The sequence below is a fragment of the Mycobacterium talmoniae genome, from assembly GCF_001854525.1.
In the GTDB taxonomy this organism is placed as follows: domain Bacteria; phylum Actinomycetota; class Actinomycetes; order Mycobacteriales; family Mycobacteriaceae; genus Mycobacterium; species Mycobacterium talmoniae.
Genome location: NZ_MLQM01000041.1, coordinates 1 through 18,086, shown reverse-complemented (window position 1 = coordinate 18,086; position 18,086 = coordinate 1). Strand labels below are relative to the sequence as shown.

Below are 18,086 nucleotides of genomic sequence, written 5' to 3'. Positions count from 1 at the left end.
GTATGCGCCCCTACCATGTGGCGATCATCGGCTCCGGCCCGTCGGGGTATTTTGCGGCGGCCTCGCTGCTCAAGCTCGACGGGATCGACGTGCACGTCGACATGCTGGAGATGCTGCCCACCCCATGGGGTCTGGTGCGTTCCGGGGTCGCCCCCGACCACCCGAAGATCAAGTCGATCAGCGCCCAGTTCGAAAAGACCGCGCGCGACCCGCGGTTCCGGTTCTTCGGCAATATCGTGGTCGGTGAGCATGTGCACCCCGCGGAGCTGGCCGAGCGCTACGACGCGGTGATCTACGCGGTGGGCGCCCAGTCCGACAAACCGCTGCGCATCCCCGGCGAGGACCTGCCCGGCAGCGTCGCCGCGGTGGAGCTGGTCGGCTGGTACAACGCCCACCCGCACTACCAGACGATGGCGCCGGACCTGTCCCGCGGCCGGGCGATCGTGGTCGGCAACGGCAACGTCGCGCTGGACGTGGCCCGCATTTTGATCAGCGACCCCGACGAGCTGCGCAGCACCGACATCGCCGATCACGCGCTGGAGGTGCTGGACCCGCGCGGTGTCGAGGAGGTGCTGATCATCGGTCGCCGCGGTCCGCTGCAGGCGACCTTCACCACCCTGGAGTTGCGGGAATTGGGCGACCTGAAGGGTTTGCAGGACGTCGACGTGATCGTCGACCCCGTCGATCTCGCCGACATCACCGACGAGGACGCCGAGACGGCCGGGAAAACGCCCAAGCAGAACCTCAAGGTGCTGCGCGGCTACGCCGGGCGCGAGCCGCGCCCGGGTCACCGGCGCATCGTGTTCCGGTTCCAGACATCGCCGATCGAGATCCGCGGCGACGAGCGGGTCCAGCAGGTGGTGCTGGGCCGCAACGAGCTGGTCACCGACGAGAGCGGTCGGGTGGTCGCCAAGGACACCGGCGCCCGGGAGGTGGTGCCGGCGCATCTGGTGGTGCGAGCGGTCGGCTACCGGGGGGTGCCCACCGCGGGGCTGCCGTTCGACGAGCGCACCGGCACCATTCCGCACACCGACGGGCGGATCGACGGCACCCGCAACCAGTACGTGGTCGGCTGGATCAAACGCGGCCCGACCGGGGTGATCGGCAGCAACAAGAGCGACTCCCAGCACACCGTGGACACCCTGGCCGCCGACCTCGCGGCCGCGCAGCCCGCCGAGCGCGGCCCCGAGCACGGCGACGAGTTGCGGTCGTGGCTGCTGTCCCGGCAGCCGAAGCTGGTCACCGACGAGCACTGGGAGCTGATCGACGCCTACGAGCGCTCGACCGGCGAGCCGCACGGCCGGCCCCGGATCAAACTGGCCAGCGTCGCCGACCTGCTGCGGATCGGCCACGGCTGAAGCGTGGCGCCCTTTCGCCGCCGAGCGTGCACTCAGTTCAAAAATTCGGCCGGATTATCGCGCTGAATGCACGTTCGGTGCCGGCGGCCTCGAGCGTCACTGCACCGCGCTCAGCAGCGAACCGACAAGTGAGCTCAGCAGCACCATGGCCAGCGCGATCGCCATCCAAAAGCACATGTACCAGCCCTTCAGCAGCGACACGAACGGGCCGAGGATCGCCGCGGCGACCGCCGCGCCCAGGCCGCCCCACACCACCGGGTAGACGTAGTAGTTGATGCCGAACGGCGCCGGCGGGCAGTCGTCCTCGGCGCACACGTCATCGAGGAAGCCGAACAGCCGCGGCCACCAGTCGGTGGTGGTGGCCACCACGACCAGCAACGCCAACAGCGCGACGGTGCAGATCACATCCCAGGGCACGATCCGCAGCCGGATGATCCGCGGCTGGTCGTCGGCCACCGGCGCGGGGTCGGTGTGATCGCCCGCGGACGGGTCGGGCTGATGCGGCGGGGCCATGGCGCCCCATGTTCCCCGATGTCCGGCGTTCCCGCGACCGCGGGCCGGTTCGGTGAGCCGCCCGCCGGCGCCGCTAAACGCCCGGTTGTCACAAGACCCGACCGTGCCCGGCCCTGGCTCAGGCCGGGACCACGAACTCGGCGCCGGCGGCCAGCGCCACCTCGGGGCCGAAGAGCCTGGCCGGGGTGAACGCGCCGGGGCGCCCCTCTCCCTTGGCCAGGAGCTGGGCCACCTCGGTGACGGCGCCGACCGTGAACGCCATGCCCTCGCCGGTGCGCAGCCAGCCCTCACGCACGCGGCCGGACGGCCATTCGACTCGGGCGCGGCCCCAGGATGATCGGCGCGGGCGCTCCGTGGCCGTGGTCGTGGTGATGCGGGCGAGCCGCCGAGTGGCGAAGTCGGCCAGGCCGGGCAACCGCAGCACGCCACCGATCGCCGGCAGAGCCGCTCGGACGACCGGGTTGGCCGGGGCGAGAGCCGAGCCGCCGATCACCGACGGGGCGCCGCTGGCCCGCCAGGCCGCGAAGAGCTCGCCGCTGGCCAGGGAAGCGGTGGTGACCACGTCGCCGTCGGGGGTGGTCAATCGCTCGGCGGCGCGGCCGGCCCGGGTGCGCACCACCCGGCCCCGCCGCACCTCGCGGCCGCCGCCGCGCAAACCGTCCACGATGGTGGCGGCCAAGGCCTCCCCCAGGGCGCCGGGTTCGATCGCGACCGACGCGATTGCGTCGACCCGTACGCGCGACGGTGTCTCCTCGCCCGCCAGCAGATGCAGCAGGATGCTCTCGGTCGCCAGCACGCCGAAGCCGGCCCCGCAGACCAGCGTGCGACCGGTCGCCGCCGCCGCCCGATCCATGCCGTGGAGCAGCTCGAAGGCGCTCAGTTCGTTGGCGACGTCGACGTAGTGGGTGCCTGGCGGGCAGGCCCGCGCAACCTGCGGCGCCGTGACCGCAAACGGTCCCACCGTGTTGATCACCACGGTCGGCGCCTCGGCGGCCAGCCGTGCGCAGACCTCATCGAGCGAGCCGACCACCGCCCGGGCGTCCGGACTCACCTGGGTCAACCGCTCTCGATCACGGCCGGCCACCACCACCTCGGCGCCCGCCTGCTGCAGCCGCGCCGCCGCCTCCCGGCCGACCCGTCCGGTCGCGCCGAGCACCCAGATCTCACCCGTCATGTTCGCCTCCATCAGTCATGGCACGTCGTGTCATCACTATTGCACAGCACGGCACGGCGTGTCATCACTAGAATTCGGCGCATGGGTCGCTGGCAGCCGGGCGCACGAGAACGGCTCGAGCAGGCCGCGCTCGACCTCTTCCTCGAGCAGGGCTTCACCGAGACCACCGTGCCGCAGATCACGGCGCGGGCCGGGCTCACGACCCGTACCTTCTTCCGGCACTTCGCCGATAAGCGTGAGGTGCTCTTCGCCGGCGAGGAGTTGGTACCCGAGCAGGTGGCCCGCCTGATGGCCGAGGCCCCGCCCTCGCTCGGCCCGATGGAACTGATCACCGAGGGCCTGGCCCCCGCCGCGGCCGAAATCTTCGAGGGCCGCAGCCTCGACTACCTGCTACGCCGACGGGCCGCGATCGACGCCGAACCCGCCCTGCATGAGCGCGAGCTGCGCAAGTTCTCGCTGATGTCGGAGGCCCTCGAGCGGGGCTTCCGCGACCGCGGCGTCGACGACCTGAGCGCCCAGCTGGCGGCCGAGCTCGCCGTGACCACGTTCCGGATAGCGGTGACCCGCTGGCTCAACCAGCACGGCGACCCTGACCTGCCGACCACCATCAACCAGACCGTGGCGGCGATGAGGCACCTGATGACTACGCCGTTGACCTAGGGCTGCGTCCGCTCCGGCGAATCGAAATGCCAGTTGTCGGGGTTGCGCGGCGAGTACAGCACCGGGCGCAGCTCACCGATCGACGGCCACTGCTCGACGTTCATGGCCAGCCGCTGGTATACGGGGTGCTCGATGACGGTTGGGCCGCTGATCACCCCGGAGATGGTGACGTACTGCTCGCCGGTGGCGTCGGGTCGCGGGCTGACCCCGGTGATCAGCAGCGTGCCCGATTGCGCGCCGGCGCCCGTGCCGCGGCGCAGGAACCGGGGGGCGACAAATACCGCCAGGGTCGCGACGAGCAGCAACAGCACCCAGAATTCCCACACGAGGCCATGGTAGGACTGCAGCCATGATGCAGGACATGACGCTGGCGCTGGCCCTGGCCGACCGGGCCGATCGGCTGACGCTGGACCGCTTCGGCGCGCAGGACCTGCGGGTGGACACCAAACCGGATCTGACCCCGGTCACCGACGCCGACCAATCGGTCGAGGCGGCGTTGCGGGAGGTGCTCGCCGCCGAGCGGCCCGACGACAGCGTCGTCGGCGAGGAGTTCGGTGGACAGACCACGTTCACCGGCCGGCAGTGGATCATCGACCCGATCGACGGCACCAAGAACTTCGTCCGCGGCGTGCCGGTTTGGGCGAGCTTGATCGCGCTGCTGTCCGACGGGGTGCCGGTCGTCGGGGTGGTCAGCGCCCCCGCCTTGGGCCGGCGGTGGTGGGCCGGGCAGGGACTGGGCGCGTTCGGGTCCGTCGGCGCGGCGGCGCCCCGCCGGTTGTCGGTGTCGGCGGTGACCGAATTGGGCTCGGCCAGTTTGTCGTTCTCCAGCCTGACCGGCTGGGCCGCGCTGGGCCGGCGCGACCGGTTCCTGGCGTTGACCGACGCGGTGTGGCGGGTGCGGGCCTTCGGCGATTTCTGGTCGTACTGCCTGGTGGCCGAGGGCGCCGTCGACGTCGCCGCCGAACCGGAAGTCTCGGTGTGGGATCTGGCGGCGCTGGACATCCTGGTGCGCGAGGCCGGCGGAACGTTCACCAGCTTGGAGGGCACCCCCGGCCCGCACGGCGGCAGCGCGGTGGCCAGCAACGGCGTCCTGCACGAGGGTGTGCTGAGCAGGCTGTCCGCGGAGTAGCGTGGCCCCCACAAGGGCACGCCATGACCGTCATCAGCCTGGATGATCCGTTCACCGTCGCCACCGAACATTGGCATCGCCTCGACGACGGCCGGATTCAGTGCGACGTGTGCCCGCGGGCCTGCAGGCTGCACGACGGCCAGCGGGGCCTGTGTTTCGTCCGCGCCCGCGCCGATGACCAAATCGTGCTCACCAGCTACGGGCGCTCCAGCGGGTTTTGCGTTGACCCGGTGGAAAAGAAGCCGCTCAACCACTTCCTGCCGGGGTCGGCGGTGTTGTCGTTCGGCACCGCGGGCTGCAACCTGGCCTGCAAGTTCTGCCAGAACTGGGATATCTCCAAATCCCGCGAGGTCGACACCTTGGCCCGTGCGGCGACACCGGACGCCATCGCCGCCGCCGCCGACGAACTGGGTTGCCGCAGTGTGGCTTTCACCTACAACGACCCGGTGATCTTCTGGGAGTATGCCGCCGATGTCGCCGACGCCTGTCATGACCGGGGCATCAAAGCGATTGCGGTGACGGCCGGCTACATGTGCCCGGCGCCGCGCGCGGCGTTCTACTCCCACATCGACGCGGCCAACGTCGATGTGAAGGCGTTCACCGAAGACTTCTACCGGCGGGTCTGCGTCGGGCATCTGGCCGATGTGCTCGACACCCTGGTGTACCTGCGGCAGCAAACCGAGGTGTGGGTGGAGATCACCACGCTGCTGATCCCGGGGCGCAACGACGGCGACGCCGAGATCGCCGCCGAATGCGCGTGGATCGCCGAGCATCTCGGCACCGATGTGCCGTTGCATTTCACCGCTTTTCATCCGGACTACAAGATGCGCGATACCCCGCCTACCCCGTCGGCCACGCTGACCCGGGCGCGCGCTATCGGGCAGGCGGCCGGACTGCGGTTCGTCTACACCGGCAACGTGCACGACCCCGCCGGGGGCACCACCACCTGCCCGGGCTGCGGGACGGCGGTCGTGGTGCGCGACTGGTATGCGATGCGGCACTACGCGCTGACCGACGACGGCCGCTGCACGGCCTGCGGCCAGCGACTGCCGGGGGTCTACGACGGGCCGGTCGGGCACTGGGGGCGGCGGCGGTTGCCGGTTTAGGGGCGGCACGGATGTGAATTACCTAACAAATGCGCCGTACCTTACTCTGGAGTAAGATACGGTCTATCGCGCACTTCCCCAACGATGAAGGCTGCTGACATGACGAACACTGCGACAAACGGCTCCAAGGCACGCCGGCAGCGGACCGGCCGCGAAAGCGCCGTCGGGCTGCAAAAACACAAGCGTTCCGCCACCGACATCGGGCTGGCGCTGATCACGCCGCTGGTGGGTCAGGAGTTCCTGGACAAATACAACCTGCGTGACCCGCTCAACCGGGCGCTGCGCTACGGCATCAAGCAGACGTTCTCGGTGGCCGGGGCCAGCACCCGCCAGTTCAAGCGGGTGCAGGGGCTGCGCGGCGGGCCGACCCGGCTGAAGGCCAGCGGCCAGGATTACTTCGACCTGACCCCCGACGAGGACCAGAAGCTCATCGTCGAAACCGTCGACGAGTTCGCCGCCGAGGTGCTGCGCCCGGCCGCCTACGACGCCGACGAGACGGCCAGCTACCCGGCCGAGCTGATCACCAAGGCCGCCGAGCTGGGCATCACCGCGGTCAACATCCCCGAGGACTTCGACGGGATCGCCGCGCACCGCTCCACGGTGACCAACGTGCTGGTGGCCGAGGCCCTGGCCTACGGCGACATGGGTCTGGCGCTGCCGATCCTGGCCCCCGGCGGCGTGGCCGCCGCGCTGACCCACTGGGGCAGCGCCGACCAGCAGGCCACCTACCTCAAGGAGTTCGCCGGCGACAACGTCCCGCAGGCGTGTGTGGCCATCGCCGAACCGCAACCGCTGTTCGACCCGACCAACCTCAAGACCACCGCGGTGCGCACCCCCAGCGGCTACCGGCTCGACGGCGTCAAGTCGCTGGTGCCCGCGGCCGCCGATGCCGAACTGTTCATCGTCGCCGCGCAGCTGGGCGGCAAGCCCGCCCTGTTCATCGTCGAGTCGTCGTCTCCGGGCCTGACGGTCAAGGCCGACCCGAGCATGGGGATCCGCGCCGCGGCGCTGGGTCAGGTGGAGCTGGACCAGGTGTCGGTGCCGCTGAGCGCACGGCTGGGCGAGGACGACGCGACCGACGCCGACTATTCGGAGGCCGTCGCGCTGTCCCGACTGGGTTGGGCGGCGCTGGCAGTGGGGACCTGCCACGCGGTGCTCGACTACGTGGTGCCCTACGTCAAGGAACGCGAAGCCTTCGGTGAGCCGATCGCGCACCGGCAGGCGGTGGCGTTCATGTGCGCCAACATCGCCATCGAATTCGACGGGCTGCGGCTGATCACCTGGCGCGGCGCGTCCCGCGCCGAGCAGGGCCTGCCGTTCATCCGCGAGGCCGCGCTGGCCAAGCGGCTGGCCACCGACAAGGGCATGCAGATCGGCCTGGACGGCGTGCAGCTGCTCGGCGGCCACGGCTACACCAAGGAACACCCGGTCGAGCGCTGGTACCGCGACCTGCGGGCCATCGGCGTCGCCGAGGGCGTCGTCCTTATCTGAGTCCCCTAGACACCTGAGCTGAAAGTCCTGACATGGCAATCAATCTGGAAATGCCCCGCAAGCTCCAAAACGTCATCGAGAAGGCGCATCAGGGTGCCGCGGAGATGCTGCGGCCGATCTCGCGCAAATACGACCTGAAGGAAAAAGAACACGCCTATCCGGTCGAGCTCGACACCCTGGCCAACCTGTTCGAGGGGATCTCGGAGGCCAACGCCTTCGCGTTCGCCGGCGCCGAGGCGTTCACCGCCGGCGAGGACGCCGACAAGAACCGCAACGGCGCCAACATGTCCGCGCTGGTCAACGCCCTGGAGATCAGCTGGGGCGACGTCGCGCTGCTGTTGTCGGTGCCCTACCAGGGGCTGGGTAACGCGGCGATCTCGTCGGTGGCCACCCCCGAACAGCTCAAGCGGCTGGGCAAGGTGTGGGCGGCGATGGCGATCACCGAGCCGGGCTTCGGGTCCGACTCGGCGGCGGTGACCACCACGGCCACCCTCGACGGTGACGAGTACGTGATCAACGGCGAGAAGATCTTCGTCACCGCGGGGTCGCGGGCCAGCCACATTGTGGTGTGGGCGACGCTGGACAAGTCCAAGGGCCGCCCGGCGATCAAGTCGTTCATCGTGCCGCGCGAGCACCCGGGCGTCACCGTGGAGCGCCTCGAGATGAAGCTGGGCATCAAGGCCTCCGACACCGCGGTGATCCGCTTCGACAACGCCCGCATCCCCAAGGACAACCTGCTGGGCAGCCCGGAGATCGACACCGGCAAGGGTTTCGCCGGGGTGATGGAGACCTTCGACAACACCCGCCCGATCGTCGCGGCGATGGCGGTGGGCATCGGCCGGGCCGCGCTGGAGGACCTGCGCAAGATCCTCACCGACGCCGGCGTGGAGATCTCCTACGACAAGCCGTCGCACGCGCAAAGCGCCGCGGCCGCGGAGTTCCTGCGGCTGGAGGCCGACTGGGAAGCCGGCTACCTGTTGACGGTGCGCTCGGCGTGGCAGGCCGACAACAACATCCCCAACTCCAAAGAGGCGTCGATGGGCAAGGCCAAGGCCGCCCGGGTGGCCAGCGACATCACCCTCAAGGCCGTCGAAATGACCGGCACCGTCGGCTATTCCGAGCAGACGCTGCTGGAGAAGTGGGCCCGCGACTCGAAGATCCTGGACATCTTCGAAGGCACCCAGCAGATTCAGCAGCTGGTGGTGGCCCGTCGGCTGCTGGGGTTGAGCTCCGCCGAGCTCAAGTAACCCCGGCCACCCCGGCGCCACTTCGCCGCCGCCACTTCGCCGAGCAGACGTAGATTCGCACGATTCCACCGGAATTCGTGCGAATCTGCGTCTGCTCGCGCCGCTGGGCGCGCGCTCAGGGTTCGAGCAGCGGGGCGAACGTCGCGCAGACCGCGTCCAGCGTCGCGGTGTCCCGGGTCGACAGGGCGATCACGAACGCCCCCTGGATCAGCGCCAGCACGCTGTGCGACAGCTCCGCGGCGGAACGATCGGTACGCACGTCGCCGCGGCGTTGCCCCTCGGCCAGCAGCCGCGTCAGCGCGGCCTGCCATTCGGTGAGGGCGTGGGTCAGTTGCGTGCGGAAGGGCTCGGCGCTGGCCGCCAGTTCGGTGGAAAACTTGCCGGCCAGGCAGGCCCGCTGAAAGTCGGAGTGGACGAAGGCCTCGGTGAGGCCGGTGAAGTAACGGGTGAGCTTGGCGGTGGTGCTCAGCGTGTCATCGTCGGTCCACTGCGCCAACGCGTCGAGCTGCAGGTGCATGTAGCGGTCCAGCACGGCTAGACCGAACGCGTCCTTGGAGCCGAAATGGTGGTAGAAGGAGCCTTTCGGCACCCCGGAGGCGTCCAGGATCGCATCGACGGTGGTGCCGTGGAAACCGTTGGCGTAAAACGACTTCATGCCCTGCCGCAGCAGTCGCTCCTTGTGGGACAGGGGTTTTTCCGGTGCGGCCATCACATCCCTCTTGACGATTTGGTCTAGACTATTTAGTCTAGCAGCGCATGAGCTATGAAACCCTGCAGGTCCGTCGTGACGGCCATGTTCAGATCATCGGCCTCAACCGGCCCGAGAAGCGCAACGCGTTCGACGCCGCCATGCTGCGCGAACTCGCCGCCGCATACGGTGAACTCGACGCCGACGACACCGTGCGCGTCGGCGTCCTCTACGGCGAGGGCACGATGTTCACCGCCGGACTGGATCTGGCCAGCGTGGCCGGCGACATCCAAAACAACGTCTCGCTCGTCCCGGACGGCGGCATCAACCCGTGGCAAGTCGACGGCCGGCAGCTGTCCAAGCCGCTGGTCGCCGCCGTGCACGGCAAGGTGCTGACCCTCGGCATTGAGCTGATGCTGGCCGCCGACATCGCCGTCGCGGCCGAGTCGGCCACCTTCGCCCAACTCGAAATCGCCCGCGGCATTTACCCGTTCGGTGGGGCCACCATCCGGTTCCCGCGCGCGGCGGGGTGGGGCAACGCGATGCGCTGGATGCTGACCGCCGAGACCTTCGATGCCGCCGAGGCGCACCGCATCGGCATCGTGCAGGAGGTCGTGGCCGACGGCCAGCACCTGCAGCGCGCCCTGGACATCGCCCACACCATCGCCCGCCAGGCGCCCCTGGGCGTGCAGGCCACACTGCGCAGCGCCCGGCAGGCCATCCGCGCCGGGGAGGCCGCCGCCGAAGCCGACCTGGTCCCGGGCGTGCAGCGGTTGTTCACGACCGAGGATGCGGCGATCGGGGTGCAGGCGTTTGTGACCCGCACCCCCGCCGAGTTCGTCGGCCGCTAAGGGTCATCCCTCACGCGAGCGTGCGTGTCCCCGGCCGACACGCCGCGCCGAAACCCGTTTCGGCGCACGCTCGCCCATGAACTAGCTCGAAAAACGTCGCGGCACCCGTCCCCGCTCCCGCAGCCAGCCCGCCCGCGCCGCACCGTGCCACTTCAGCGACGCCGGAACCGCGGGCCAACCCGCCCGGATGACCGCACGCACGAACCGGTACGCCCGCTCATCGCCACGCGTCCAGGGGATCTCGAACCGGGCACGCACCGCCGCGGGGAGGCCGCCGAAGATCACCAGGCGCATCGGCGGCGCCAACGCGGCGCGCACCGGCCACGTCGGCAACAGGATCTGGGCCGCGGGTTTAAGCAGTGGATGGATCGGAAAGAACGGGGAAGTGCTCATATCCGGAATGGCGCGACGCTGGATGAACTCGATCAGGTAGTCCGACGCCGGGTTGGGTTGCAGCACCTCCCGGCAGTACCGGTCCGTCTCGGCGTCGAACGCGGCACGGTCCGCCGGCAGCACCGCATCACCCAGCCCGTACCGGCGATACCATTCGCAGCCCTCGCGGTAGAGCTGGTCACGGTCGGCCGCGGTGAGCCGGTGGCGGTCCCAATGGTCGGCAACGCGGTCCACCATCCGCTGAAAGGTGGCGTGCGCCCACCAGTAGGTGGACGGGTTCAGCGCGTGATAGCGCTGCCCGTCGGGCATGACGCCCTTGATGTCGCGGTGGGCGTCGCGGACTCGAGCACCGGTGGCGGCGGCCTGCGGGCCGTCGTAGACGGTGCCGAGGATGCCGGGCAGTGAGCGAAACACCCGGTCGACCGGATCGTCGAAGAAGTCGGAGTGCTCGATGAGCGCGTACCCGATGGCCGGGTGCATGGTTTGCAGCAGCCCCGCGGTGCCGCCCTCGAATGCGATGCGCATATCCCCGGCCCACCGCCACAGCAACGACTGCGAACCGAGCTCAACCCCGTCGCTGGCGACCGGACTGCCCATAACCACCGCTCCCCTGGGATTGCTGGCGCATCACCGCCGACCCTATCGATGACAACGCTCGTTGTCGAGATGGTCACGACACCCGCTGCGCACCGAAAACCCGCCCTTGCCCACACCGGAAACAAAAAGTAATGTCGCTTTCAGTTTTACGGCGCCGACACCGGGAGTCACCGATGGAATCCTTCGTCCACCTGCGCAAAGGCACCACACCCAGACGGCTGCACGCCGACCTCGACGGCCTCAAGGACGACGAACTGGGCCGCGGCGGGTTCACCGGCCGCACCGCCAATATGTACCGGCGCCACGACCCCACCGCCTACCGTGCCGACGGTCCGCTGCGCCCCGTCGACGTGCTGTCCTCCGAACTCAAACCCAGCGACGCCACCGACGCTACCGGCGGGCCGTTGCTGTTGTTTTCCAACCCGGACTGCCGCATCTCGCTGTCGCGCCGCAGCCAGGAAATGCCGTTCCACGTCCGTCATGTCGACGGCGACCTGCTGTGCTTCGTGCACACCGGGTCCGGGCTCTTGGAGACCGAGTTCGGCCCGCTGCCCTACCACGACGGCGACTGGATCTACCTGCCCAAGGCGACCACTTGGCGCCAACTACCCGCGGCTGAGACCACGCTGCTGATGATCGAGGCCACCGACGAGTTCCGGGTACCGCCTCCGGGTGCGCTCGGCCGCCACTTCCCGTTCGACCCGTCCCAGGTCACCATCCCCGAACCGGCGCCGATCGAGGGCGACGGCCGCGACGAGTACCCGGTGCGGCTGATCCACGACGGCGGCCCGACAACGCTGACCTACCAACACCACCCGATCGACGTCGAAGGCTGGCGCGGCGACAATTTCGCGTTCACCTTCAACATCGCCGACTACAACGTGATCACCTCCGATTCGGTGCACCTGCCGCCGACGGTGCACCTGTTCATGCAGGCCACCGGGGTGTGCGTGATGAACTTTCTGCCCAAACCGGCCGAGGGGGTGCCCGGCACCGAACGCACCCCGTGGTATCACCGCAACGTCGACTACGACGAGATCGCGTTCTTCCACGGCGGATCGCTGTACGGCATCCCGATGCCGCCGGGCCTGATCACCCACGCGCCGCAGGGGGTGCACCACGGCGCCCCGGAGAAGGCGCGGGAACGGGCGCGGCGCAAGTTCGACGAGTACGCGAAAGTCGACTGGCAGGTGATCGCCGTCGACACCCGCCGCCGGCTCACCCCCTCCCCCGAAGTACTGGCCAACGACCTGGGACAACACGCGTGAAACACGACTACGACCGCATCCCCTATCTGGTTGCCTACCAGAATGATTCGAGCGTCCGCGACGTCTATGGCGGGGTGGCCGAACTGGTGGTGCTGGAAAGCTACCTGCTCAAACCCAAGGACACCCCGAGCGACACCGTGCTGGTGTTCATGCACCCGATCGGCGGCGGCGCCTACCTGCCGATGATCAACGGCCTGGCCCGCGCCGGCCACCACGTCATCTACTGCAACAGCCGGTTCCGCGGCACCGACTCCGCGCTGCTGATGGAGAAGGTGGTCCAAGACCTCGGCGAATGCATCAAGGACGCCAAGAGCCGGCTGGGCTACACCAAGGTGGTGCTGGCCGGCTGGAGCGGCGGCGGGTCGCTGTCGCTGTTCTACCAACAGCAGGCGCAAAAGCCGACGGTGACGGCCAGCCCGTCCGGCGACGGCCCGGATCTGACCCAACTGGGCCTGATCCCCGCCGACGGGATCATGCTGCTGGCCGCGCACATCAGCCGGCACGGCACCATGACCGAATGGCTCGACGCCTCCATCCTCGACGAGGCCGATCCGACGCAGCGCGACCCGGAATTGGACCTGTACAACCCGGATAACCCCAACCAGCCGCCGTATAGCGCCGAGTTCCTGGACCGCTACCGGCAGGCGCAGATCGACCGCAACCGCCGGATCACCGCCTGGGTCAAGGACAAGCTGGCCGAGCTGAAGGCCGCCGGGCGCCCCGACGACGAGTTCGCGTTCGTCGTGCACGGCACCATGGCCGACCCGCGCTGGCTGGACCCGACGGTCGATCCGAACGAACGCACCCCGGGCACCTGCTATCTGGGTGATCCTCAAGTGGTGAACATGAGCCCGGTCGGGTTGGCCCGGTTCTGCACGCTGCGCAGCTGGCTGTCGCAGTGGAGCTACGACGACGCCCACGGCGACGGGGTGGACTGCGGCCGCGACATCGCGGTGCCCGCGCTGGTGATCGGCAACCTGGCCGACGACGCCTGCACACCCAGCCACACCCGCCGGCTGTTCGAGGCGATCGGCCACCCGGACAAGGAGATGCACGAGATCCCCGGCGCCAACCACTATTACGCCGGTCCCGAGCAGCGTGGCACCCTGCGCCAGGCGGTCGGCATCGTCACCGACTGGCTGGTGCGACACGACTTCGCGAGCGCCGGCACGTGACCCCGACCGGCGCCCTGGACGGCATCCGGGTCATCGAACTCGGCACGCTGATCTCCGGCCCGTTCGCCGGTCGGCTGCTCGGCGACCTGGGCGCCGAGGTGATCAAAATCGAGTTGCCGAGCGCCCCGGACCCGTTGCGCACCTGGGGCCAAGCCGAACTCGACGGGCATCATTTCTTCTGGACCGTGCACGCCCGCAACAAGAAGGCCATCACCCTGGACCTGCGCACAGAAGCCGGCCGGGAGCTGTTCCTGGAGCTGGTGGACCGCTGCGACATCATCGTGGAGAACTTCCGGCCGGGCACCCTGGAACGCTGGAACCTGGGCTACGACGTGCTCGCCGAACGCAACAAGGGCATCATCTTGGTGCGGGTGTCCGGTTACGGGCAGACCGGTCCAGAGGCGCATAAGGCCGGCTATGCGTCGGTGGCCGAGGCGGCCAGCGGGCTGCGCCACATGAACGGTTTTCCCGGCGGCCCGCCGCCGCGGCTGGCGCTGTCGCTGGGCGACAGCCTGGCCGGCATGTTCGCCGCGCAGGGCGCGCTGGCGGCACTGTATCGACGCACCGTGACCGGTGTGGGTCAGGTGGTCGACGCCGCACTGACCGAATCCTGTTTGGCCATCCAAGAATCCACCATCCCCGACTACGACGTCGGCGGGGTGGTGCGCGGCCCGTCGGGCACCCGGCTGGAGGGCATCGCGCCGTCGAACATCTACCAGTCCGCCGACGGCAGCTGGGTGGTGATCGCCGCCAACCAAGACACCGTGTTCGGCCGGCTGTGCAAGGCGATGGGCCAACCGGAGCTGGCCACCGACCCCCGGTTCGCCACCCATAACGCCCGCGGCCGCAACCAGGACGAGCTGGACGCCCTCATCGGCGCCTGGGCCGCCGCCCGCCAGCCCGGCGAGATCATCGAAACCCTCTCGGCCGCCGGAGTGATTGCGGGGCCGATCAATACCGTCGCCGAGGTGGTCGCCGACCCGCAGCTGCGGGCGCGCGGCATGATCGCCGAACACTATGACGAGAGGGTTGAGCGGACCGTTTTGGGTCCCGGGATTGTGCCGGTGCTCTCCGAATCCCCGGGCAGCGTCCGCAACGCCGGGCCGGCCAGACCCGGCCAGCACAATGACGAGATCTACGCCGGGCTGCTCGGCAAGACCGCCGAGCAGCTCGAGACACTGCGCGCCGAGGGGGTGCTATGACCCTGCCCAAACACGTCACCATCCGGGAGGTATCGCTGCGGGACGGCCTGCAGATCGAGCAGCCGGTCCCGCTGGCCGCCAAACTCGACCTGCTCGCCGCCGTCGCCGCCACCGGTGTCCGGGAGGTCGAAGTCACCTCGTTCGTGTCGCCCACCAAGGTGCCGGCGCTGGCCGACGCCGCCGAGCTGGCCGCCGAGCTGTGGCGCTACCCCGACATCGCGTTCTCCGCGCTGGTGGCCAGTCCCGGCGGCGCCAGCCGGGCCATCGCGGCCGGCCTGAAGTCGATCGAATACGTCGTCTGCGCTACCGATACCTTCAGCCAGACCAATGTGGGCCGGCCCACCGCGGAGGCTACCGCCGCGATCGCCGACATCACCCGTATCGCCCACCAGGCCGACGCGTCGGTGGAGGTCATCATCGCCACCGCCTGGGACTGCCCGTTCGAGGGGCCCACCCCGCCGCAACGTGTGATTGACATCGCTGCGGCGGCAACCGAACTCGGTGTGGATCGACTGTCCATCGCCGACACCATCGGCACCACCACACCGCGCCGGGTCACCGACCTGATCGCCGCGCTGCGCCCGGTCATCGACGGAATCCCGTTGGGCGGCCATTTCCACAACACCCGCGGCGCCGGGCTGGCCAGCGCCTACGCCGCGGTGAGCGCCGGCGTCACCCGGCTGGACGCCTCGGTGGGCGGGCTGGGCGGCTGCCCGTTCGCCCCCGGCGCCACCGGCAATATCGCCACCGAGGATCTGGTCTACCTGCTGCGGGACAGCGGCATCGAAACGAATATCGACCTGCCGGCCGCCATCGCCGCCGCCGAGACCGCCAAGGCGGTGGTCGGGCACGACCTGCCCGGCGCCGTGCTGCGGGCCGGCGACCGGAAACTGCCCGCGGACGATGACCGCTGACGCGGAGCGCGTGCTCAGTTCGAAGGGCCGCCAGACCCGGCAGGCCATCGAACAGGCGGCTCGGAAACTGTTCGCCAAGCGCGGGTTTCACGGGGCCACGTTGGCGGATATCACCTCGGCGGCGGGCAAGTCCCCCGCGGTGTTCTACCGCTACTTCGCCGACAAGGAAGACCTGCTGGCCGCGCTGGCGGAATCGTTTCTGCACGAGGTGGTCGCGCCGTCGGGGCTGAGCGTCCGGCTCCCGGACTCCCCGGAGGACACCGAGTTTTTCACCTCGGTGGTCACCGGCTACTGGAATATGTTCAAGCAAAACATCGGCATCATGATCGCGGTGGCCCAGCTGGCGGCCACCCAACAGCGATTCGCCGCGGTCCAGAATGAATTCCGGCGTTTTGGCATCGACATCGTCGCGGCGTCGGTGCGGCACGCCCAGCAGCAAGGCTACGGCCGCGACCTGAACCCCGAGCACACCGCGGCGGCGATCGCGTTGCTGTTCGAGAACTTCACCACCGTGGTCGCCGGCCCCTCTAGCCTGGGCCTGACGATCAGCGACGCCGAAGCGGTCGCCACCTTGTCGACGATCTGGAAAAAGACCCTGTACGGCTTCTAGCCCAGAAAGGAAATCAGCGTGGATTTCACTTTGCCCGATCACCTTCCGCGGCTGCTCACCGAGATGGACGCGTTCATCGAACGCGAGATCGCGCCGCTGCAGGCCGAGAACATGCAGTACTTCGATCACCGTCGAGAACATGCCCGCACCGACTGGGATAACGACGGCATCCCCACGCGGGAGTGGGAGGACCTGCTTGCCGAGATGCGCCGGCGGGCCGACCGGGCCGGCTGGCTGCGTTACGGGTTGCCGTCCTCGCTGGGTGGCCGCGATGGCACCAACCTCGACATGGCCGTGATCCGCGAACACCTGGCCGCCAAGGGGCTTGGTTTACACAACGACCTGCAAAATGAGTCGTCGATCGTCGGGAACTTCCCGCAAGTGATCATGATGGAGCACTTCGGCACCCACGCGCAGCGCCGGGTGTGGTCGGAGGCGTTGATCACCGGGGAGCGCTCGATGGCGTTCGGCCTGACCGAACCCAAGCACGGGTCCGACGCGACCTGGCTGGAGACCCACGCCGAACCCGACGGTGACGGCTGGGTGATCAACGGCCACAAACGGTTCAACACCGGGGTGCACCGCGCCACCCACGATCTGATCTTCGCCCGCACCTCGGGGGACCCCGGGTCCGCGCGGGGCATCACCGCGTTCCTGGTGCCCACCGACGCGCCGGGTTTCCATGTCCCGTACTACTGGTGGACGTTCAACATGCCCAGCGACCACGGCGAAGTCGAACTCAACGACGTCCGGGTACCCGCCGACGCGGTGCTCGGTGAGGTGGACCGCGGCCTGGAGGTGGCCCAGACGTTCCTGCACGAGAACCGGATTCGGCAAGCGGCGTCCAGCCTGGGCGCCGCCCAATACTGCATCAACCGCGCCGCCGAGTACGCGACCGAACGCAACGTGTTCGGCAAGCCGCTGTCGATCAACCAGGCCGTGCAGTGGCCGCTGGCCGAGCTGCAGACCGAGGCCCAAATGGTGCGGCTGCTGGTGTATTACGCGGCCTGGCACCTGGACCGCGACCACCACCTGGAGGTGTCCGACAAGGTGTCGATGGCCAACTACCGCGCCAACCGGCTGGTCTGCGATGCCGCGGACCGGGCCATGCAGATCTTCGGCGGCCTGGGCTACAGCCGCCACGAGCCGTTCGAACACATCTACCGCCACCACCGCCGCTACCGGATCACCGAGGGCGCCGAGGAGATTCAGATTCGTCGGGTCGCGCAGCGACTGTTCGGGTTTGACAAGCGGTGATGACCCCCGACGCGTTGTCCACCCGGCTTCCCGCGGTGCTCGCGCCGGCGCTCGGTCCGGTGACGATCGCCGACCTGCGGGCGTTGACCGGTGGCGCGAGCCGCACCACGTGGGCGTTCGACGCGGTCACCGACCACGGCCGGCGGGCGCTGATCCTGCGCACCGGTCCGCCCGATGACGTGCACGCCAGCATGGAGCTGGAAGCGCGCGCCCAGGGCGCCGCCGCGGCGGCCGGAGCGCCCGTCCCGCACATCCTGGTCGCCGACAATTCCACCGCCGCGCTGGGCAACCCGTTTTTGATCTGCGATGCGGTCGGCGGCGAAACCATCGTCCGGCGCATCTTCCGCCACCTCGACGGCGCCGACGGGGACGCCGGGCGGGCCGGGGGGCCGCGGCGGCGCGCGCGGGGCGGGGGGGCGTGCCCCGGGCGGGGCGGCCGGGGTGGGGGGGGGG

The 18,086-nt window shown here is 69.3% G+C and carries 19 protein-coding genes; 14 read left to right on the top strand and 5 right to left on the bottom strand.

Going from position 1 to position 18,086, the window contains the following annotated elements:
• Nucleotides 1–2: 2 nt before the first annotated feature.
• Nucleotides 3–1,358: an FAD-dependent oxidoreductase gene (locus tag BKN37_RS10200; protein WP_071025120.1), complete on the top strand. Its 1,356-nt coding sequence runs from the start codon at nucleotides 3–5 to the stop codon at nucleotides 1,356–1,358.
• A gap of 96 nt (nucleotides 1,359–1,454) precedes the next feature.
• On the opposite strand, the gene BKN37_RS10195 is transcribed toward BKN37_RS10200, so the two are convergent.
• Both BKN37_RS10195 and BKN37_RS10190 read right to left on the bottom strand, forming a co-directional pair.
• On the bottom strand, nucleotides 1,455–1,871 hold the full coding sequence (locus BKN37_RS10195) for a hypothetical protein (protein WP_071025118.1): 417 nt from the start codon (nucleotides 1,869–1,871) through the stop codon (nucleotides 1,455–1,457).
• 118 nt (nucleotides 1,872–1,989) lie between these two features.
• Nucleotides 1,990–3,045: a saccharopine dehydrogenase family protein gene (locus BKN37_RS10190; RefSeq protein WP_071025158.1), complete on the bottom strand. Its 1,056-nt coding sequence runs from the start codon at nucleotides 3,043–3,045 to the stop codon at nucleotides 1,990–1,992.
• An 81-nt stretch (nucleotides 3,046–3,126) separates the two neighbouring features.
• Here BKN37_RS10190 and BKN37_RS10185 point away from each other — a divergent pair, with 81 nt between their 5' ends.
• Complete coding sequence (locus BKN37_RS10185; RefSeq protein ID WP_071025116.1) at nucleotides 3,127–3,705, top strand: TetR/AcrR family transcriptional regulator; 579 nt, start codon at nucleotides 3,127–3,129, stop codon at nucleotides 3,703–3,705.
• Here the strand turns inward: BKN37_RS10185 and BKN37_RS10180 are convergent.
• A complete protein-coding gene (locus tag BKN37_RS10180; RefSeq protein WP_071025113.1) occupies nucleotides 3,702–4,031 on the bottom strand; it encodes a hypothetical protein in 330 nt (109 codons plus the stop codon). The two genes, BKN37_RS10185 and BKN37_RS10180, sit on opposite strands and share 4 nt — an antisense overlap.
• Nucleotides 4,032–4,054: 23 nt before the next feature.
• Here BKN37_RS10180 and hisN point away from each other — a divergent pair, with 23 nt between their 5' ends.
• The 4 genes from hisN to BKN37_RS10160 all read left to right on the top strand — a co-directional run bounded on the left by hisN (nucleotide 4,055) and on the right by BKN37_RS10160 (nucleotide 8,678).
• On the top strand, nucleotides 4,055–4,834 hold the full coding sequence (hisN, locus tag BKN37_RS10175) for a histidinol-phosphatase (RefSeq protein WP_071025110.1): 780 nt from the start codon (nucleotides 4,055–4,057) through the stop codon (nucleotides 4,832–4,834).
• A gap of 38 nt (nucleotides 4,835–4,872) precedes the next feature.
• Entirely contained in the window at nucleotides 4,873–5,940 is a 1,068-nt protein-coding gene (amrS, locus tag BKN37_RS10170) for an AmmeMemoRadiSam system radical SAM enzyme (RefSeq protein WP_071025156.1), read from the top strand.
• Nucleotides 5,941–6,039: 99 nt separating this feature from the next.
• Nucleotides 6,040–7,431: an acyl-CoA dehydrogenase family protein gene (locus BKN37_RS10165; protein WP_071025108.1), complete on the top strand. Its 1,392-nt coding sequence runs from the start codon at nucleotides 6,040–6,042 to the stop codon at nucleotides 7,429–7,431.
• 32 nt (nucleotides 7,432–7,463) lie between these two features.
• Complete coding sequence (locus BKN37_RS10160; RefSeq protein WP_071025106.1) at nucleotides 7,464–8,678, top strand: acyl-CoA dehydrogenase family protein; 1,215 nt, start codon at nucleotides 7,464–7,466, stop codon at nucleotides 8,676–8,678.
• A 115-nt stretch (nucleotides 8,679–8,793) separates the two neighbouring features.
• Here BKN37_RS10160 and BKN37_RS10155 read toward each other — a convergent pair whose 3' ends face one another.
• Complete coding sequence (locus BKN37_RS10155) at nucleotides 8,794–9,387, bottom strand: TetR/AcrR family transcriptional regulator (protein ID WP_071025104.1); 594 nt, start codon at nucleotides 9,385–9,387, stop codon at nucleotides 8,794–8,796.
• 47 nt (nucleotides 9,388–9,434) lie between these two features.
• Between BKN37_RS10155 and BKN37_RS10150 the strand changes: the two genes are divergently transcribed.
• Nucleotides 9,435–10,217 carry a crotonase/enoyl-CoA hydratase family protein gene (locus tag BKN37_RS10150; protein ID WP_071025102.1) on the top strand — a complete coding sequence of 261 codons (783 nt, stop codon included), beginning with the start codon at nucleotides 9,435–9,437 and terminating at the stop codon, nucleotides 10,215–10,217.
• 81 nt (nucleotides 10,218–10,298) lie between these two features.
• Here the strand turns inward: BKN37_RS10150 and BKN37_RS10145 are convergent, their stop codons facing one another.
• Nucleotides 10,299–11,207 carry an oxygenase MpaB family protein gene (locus BKN37_RS10145; protein WP_071025100.1) on the bottom strand — a complete coding sequence of 303 codons (909 nt, stop codon included), beginning with the start codon at nucleotides 11,205–11,207 and terminating at the stop codon, nucleotides 10,299–10,301.
• 173 nt (nucleotides 11,208–11,380) lie between these two features.
• Between BKN37_RS10145 and BKN37_RS10140 the strand changes: the two genes are divergently transcribed.
• The 7 genes from BKN37_RS10140 to BKN37_RS10110 form a co-directional block, all read left to right on the top strand.
• Nucleotides 11,381–12,475: a homogentisate 1,2-dioxygenase gene (locus BKN37_RS10140; RefSeq protein ID WP_071025098.1), complete on the top strand. Its 1,095-nt coding sequence runs from the start codon at nucleotides 11,381–11,383 to the stop codon at nucleotides 12,473–12,475.
• Nucleotides 12,472–13,650: an alpha/beta hydrolase family protein gene (locus tag BKN37_RS10135; RefSeq protein WP_071025096.1), complete on the top strand. Its 1,179-nt coding sequence runs from the start codon at nucleotides 12,472–12,474 to the stop codon at nucleotides 13,648–13,650. The genes BKN37_RS10140 and BKN37_RS10135 overlap by 4 nt, the downstream gene beginning before the upstream one ends.
• Nucleotides 13,647–14,852, top strand: a complete 1,206-nt coding sequence (locus tag BKN37_RS10130) for a CaiB/BaiF CoA transferase family protein (RefSeq protein ID WP_071025094.1) — start codon at nucleotides 13,647–13,649, stop codon at nucleotides 14,850–14,852. The genes BKN37_RS10135 and BKN37_RS10130 overlap by 4 nt, the downstream gene beginning before the upstream one ends.
• Nucleotides 14,849–15,766 (top strand): hydroxymethylglutaryl-CoA lyase, encoded by a 918-nt coding sequence (locus tag BKN37_RS10125; RefSeq protein ID WP_071025092.1) that lies wholly within the window; start codon nucleotides 14,849–14,851, stop codon nucleotides 15,764–15,766. The genes BKN37_RS10130 and BKN37_RS10125 overlap by 4 nt, the downstream gene beginning before the upstream one ends.
• Nucleotides 15,756–16,376 carry a TetR/AcrR family transcriptional regulator gene (locus BKN37_RS10120; RefSeq protein ID WP_071025090.1) on the top strand — a complete coding sequence of 207 codons (621 nt, stop codon included), beginning with the start codon at nucleotides 15,756–15,758 and terminating at the stop codon, nucleotides 16,374–16,376. Before BKN37_RS10125 ends, BKN37_RS10120 begins: the two co-directional genes overlap by 11 nt.
• An 18-nt stretch (nucleotides 16,377–16,394) precedes the next feature.
• Entirely contained in the window at nucleotides 16,395–17,633 is a 1,239-nt protein-coding gene (locus BKN37_RS10115; protein WP_071025088.1) for an acyl-CoA dehydrogenase family protein, read from the top strand.
• Nucleotides 17,633–18,086, top strand: a 454-nt coding sequence (locus tag BKN37_RS10110; RefSeq protein ID WP_165618315.1) for a phosphotransferase, incomplete at its 3' end; no start/stop codon positions are given. The genes BKN37_RS10115 and BKN37_RS10110, both read left to right, overlap by 1 nt.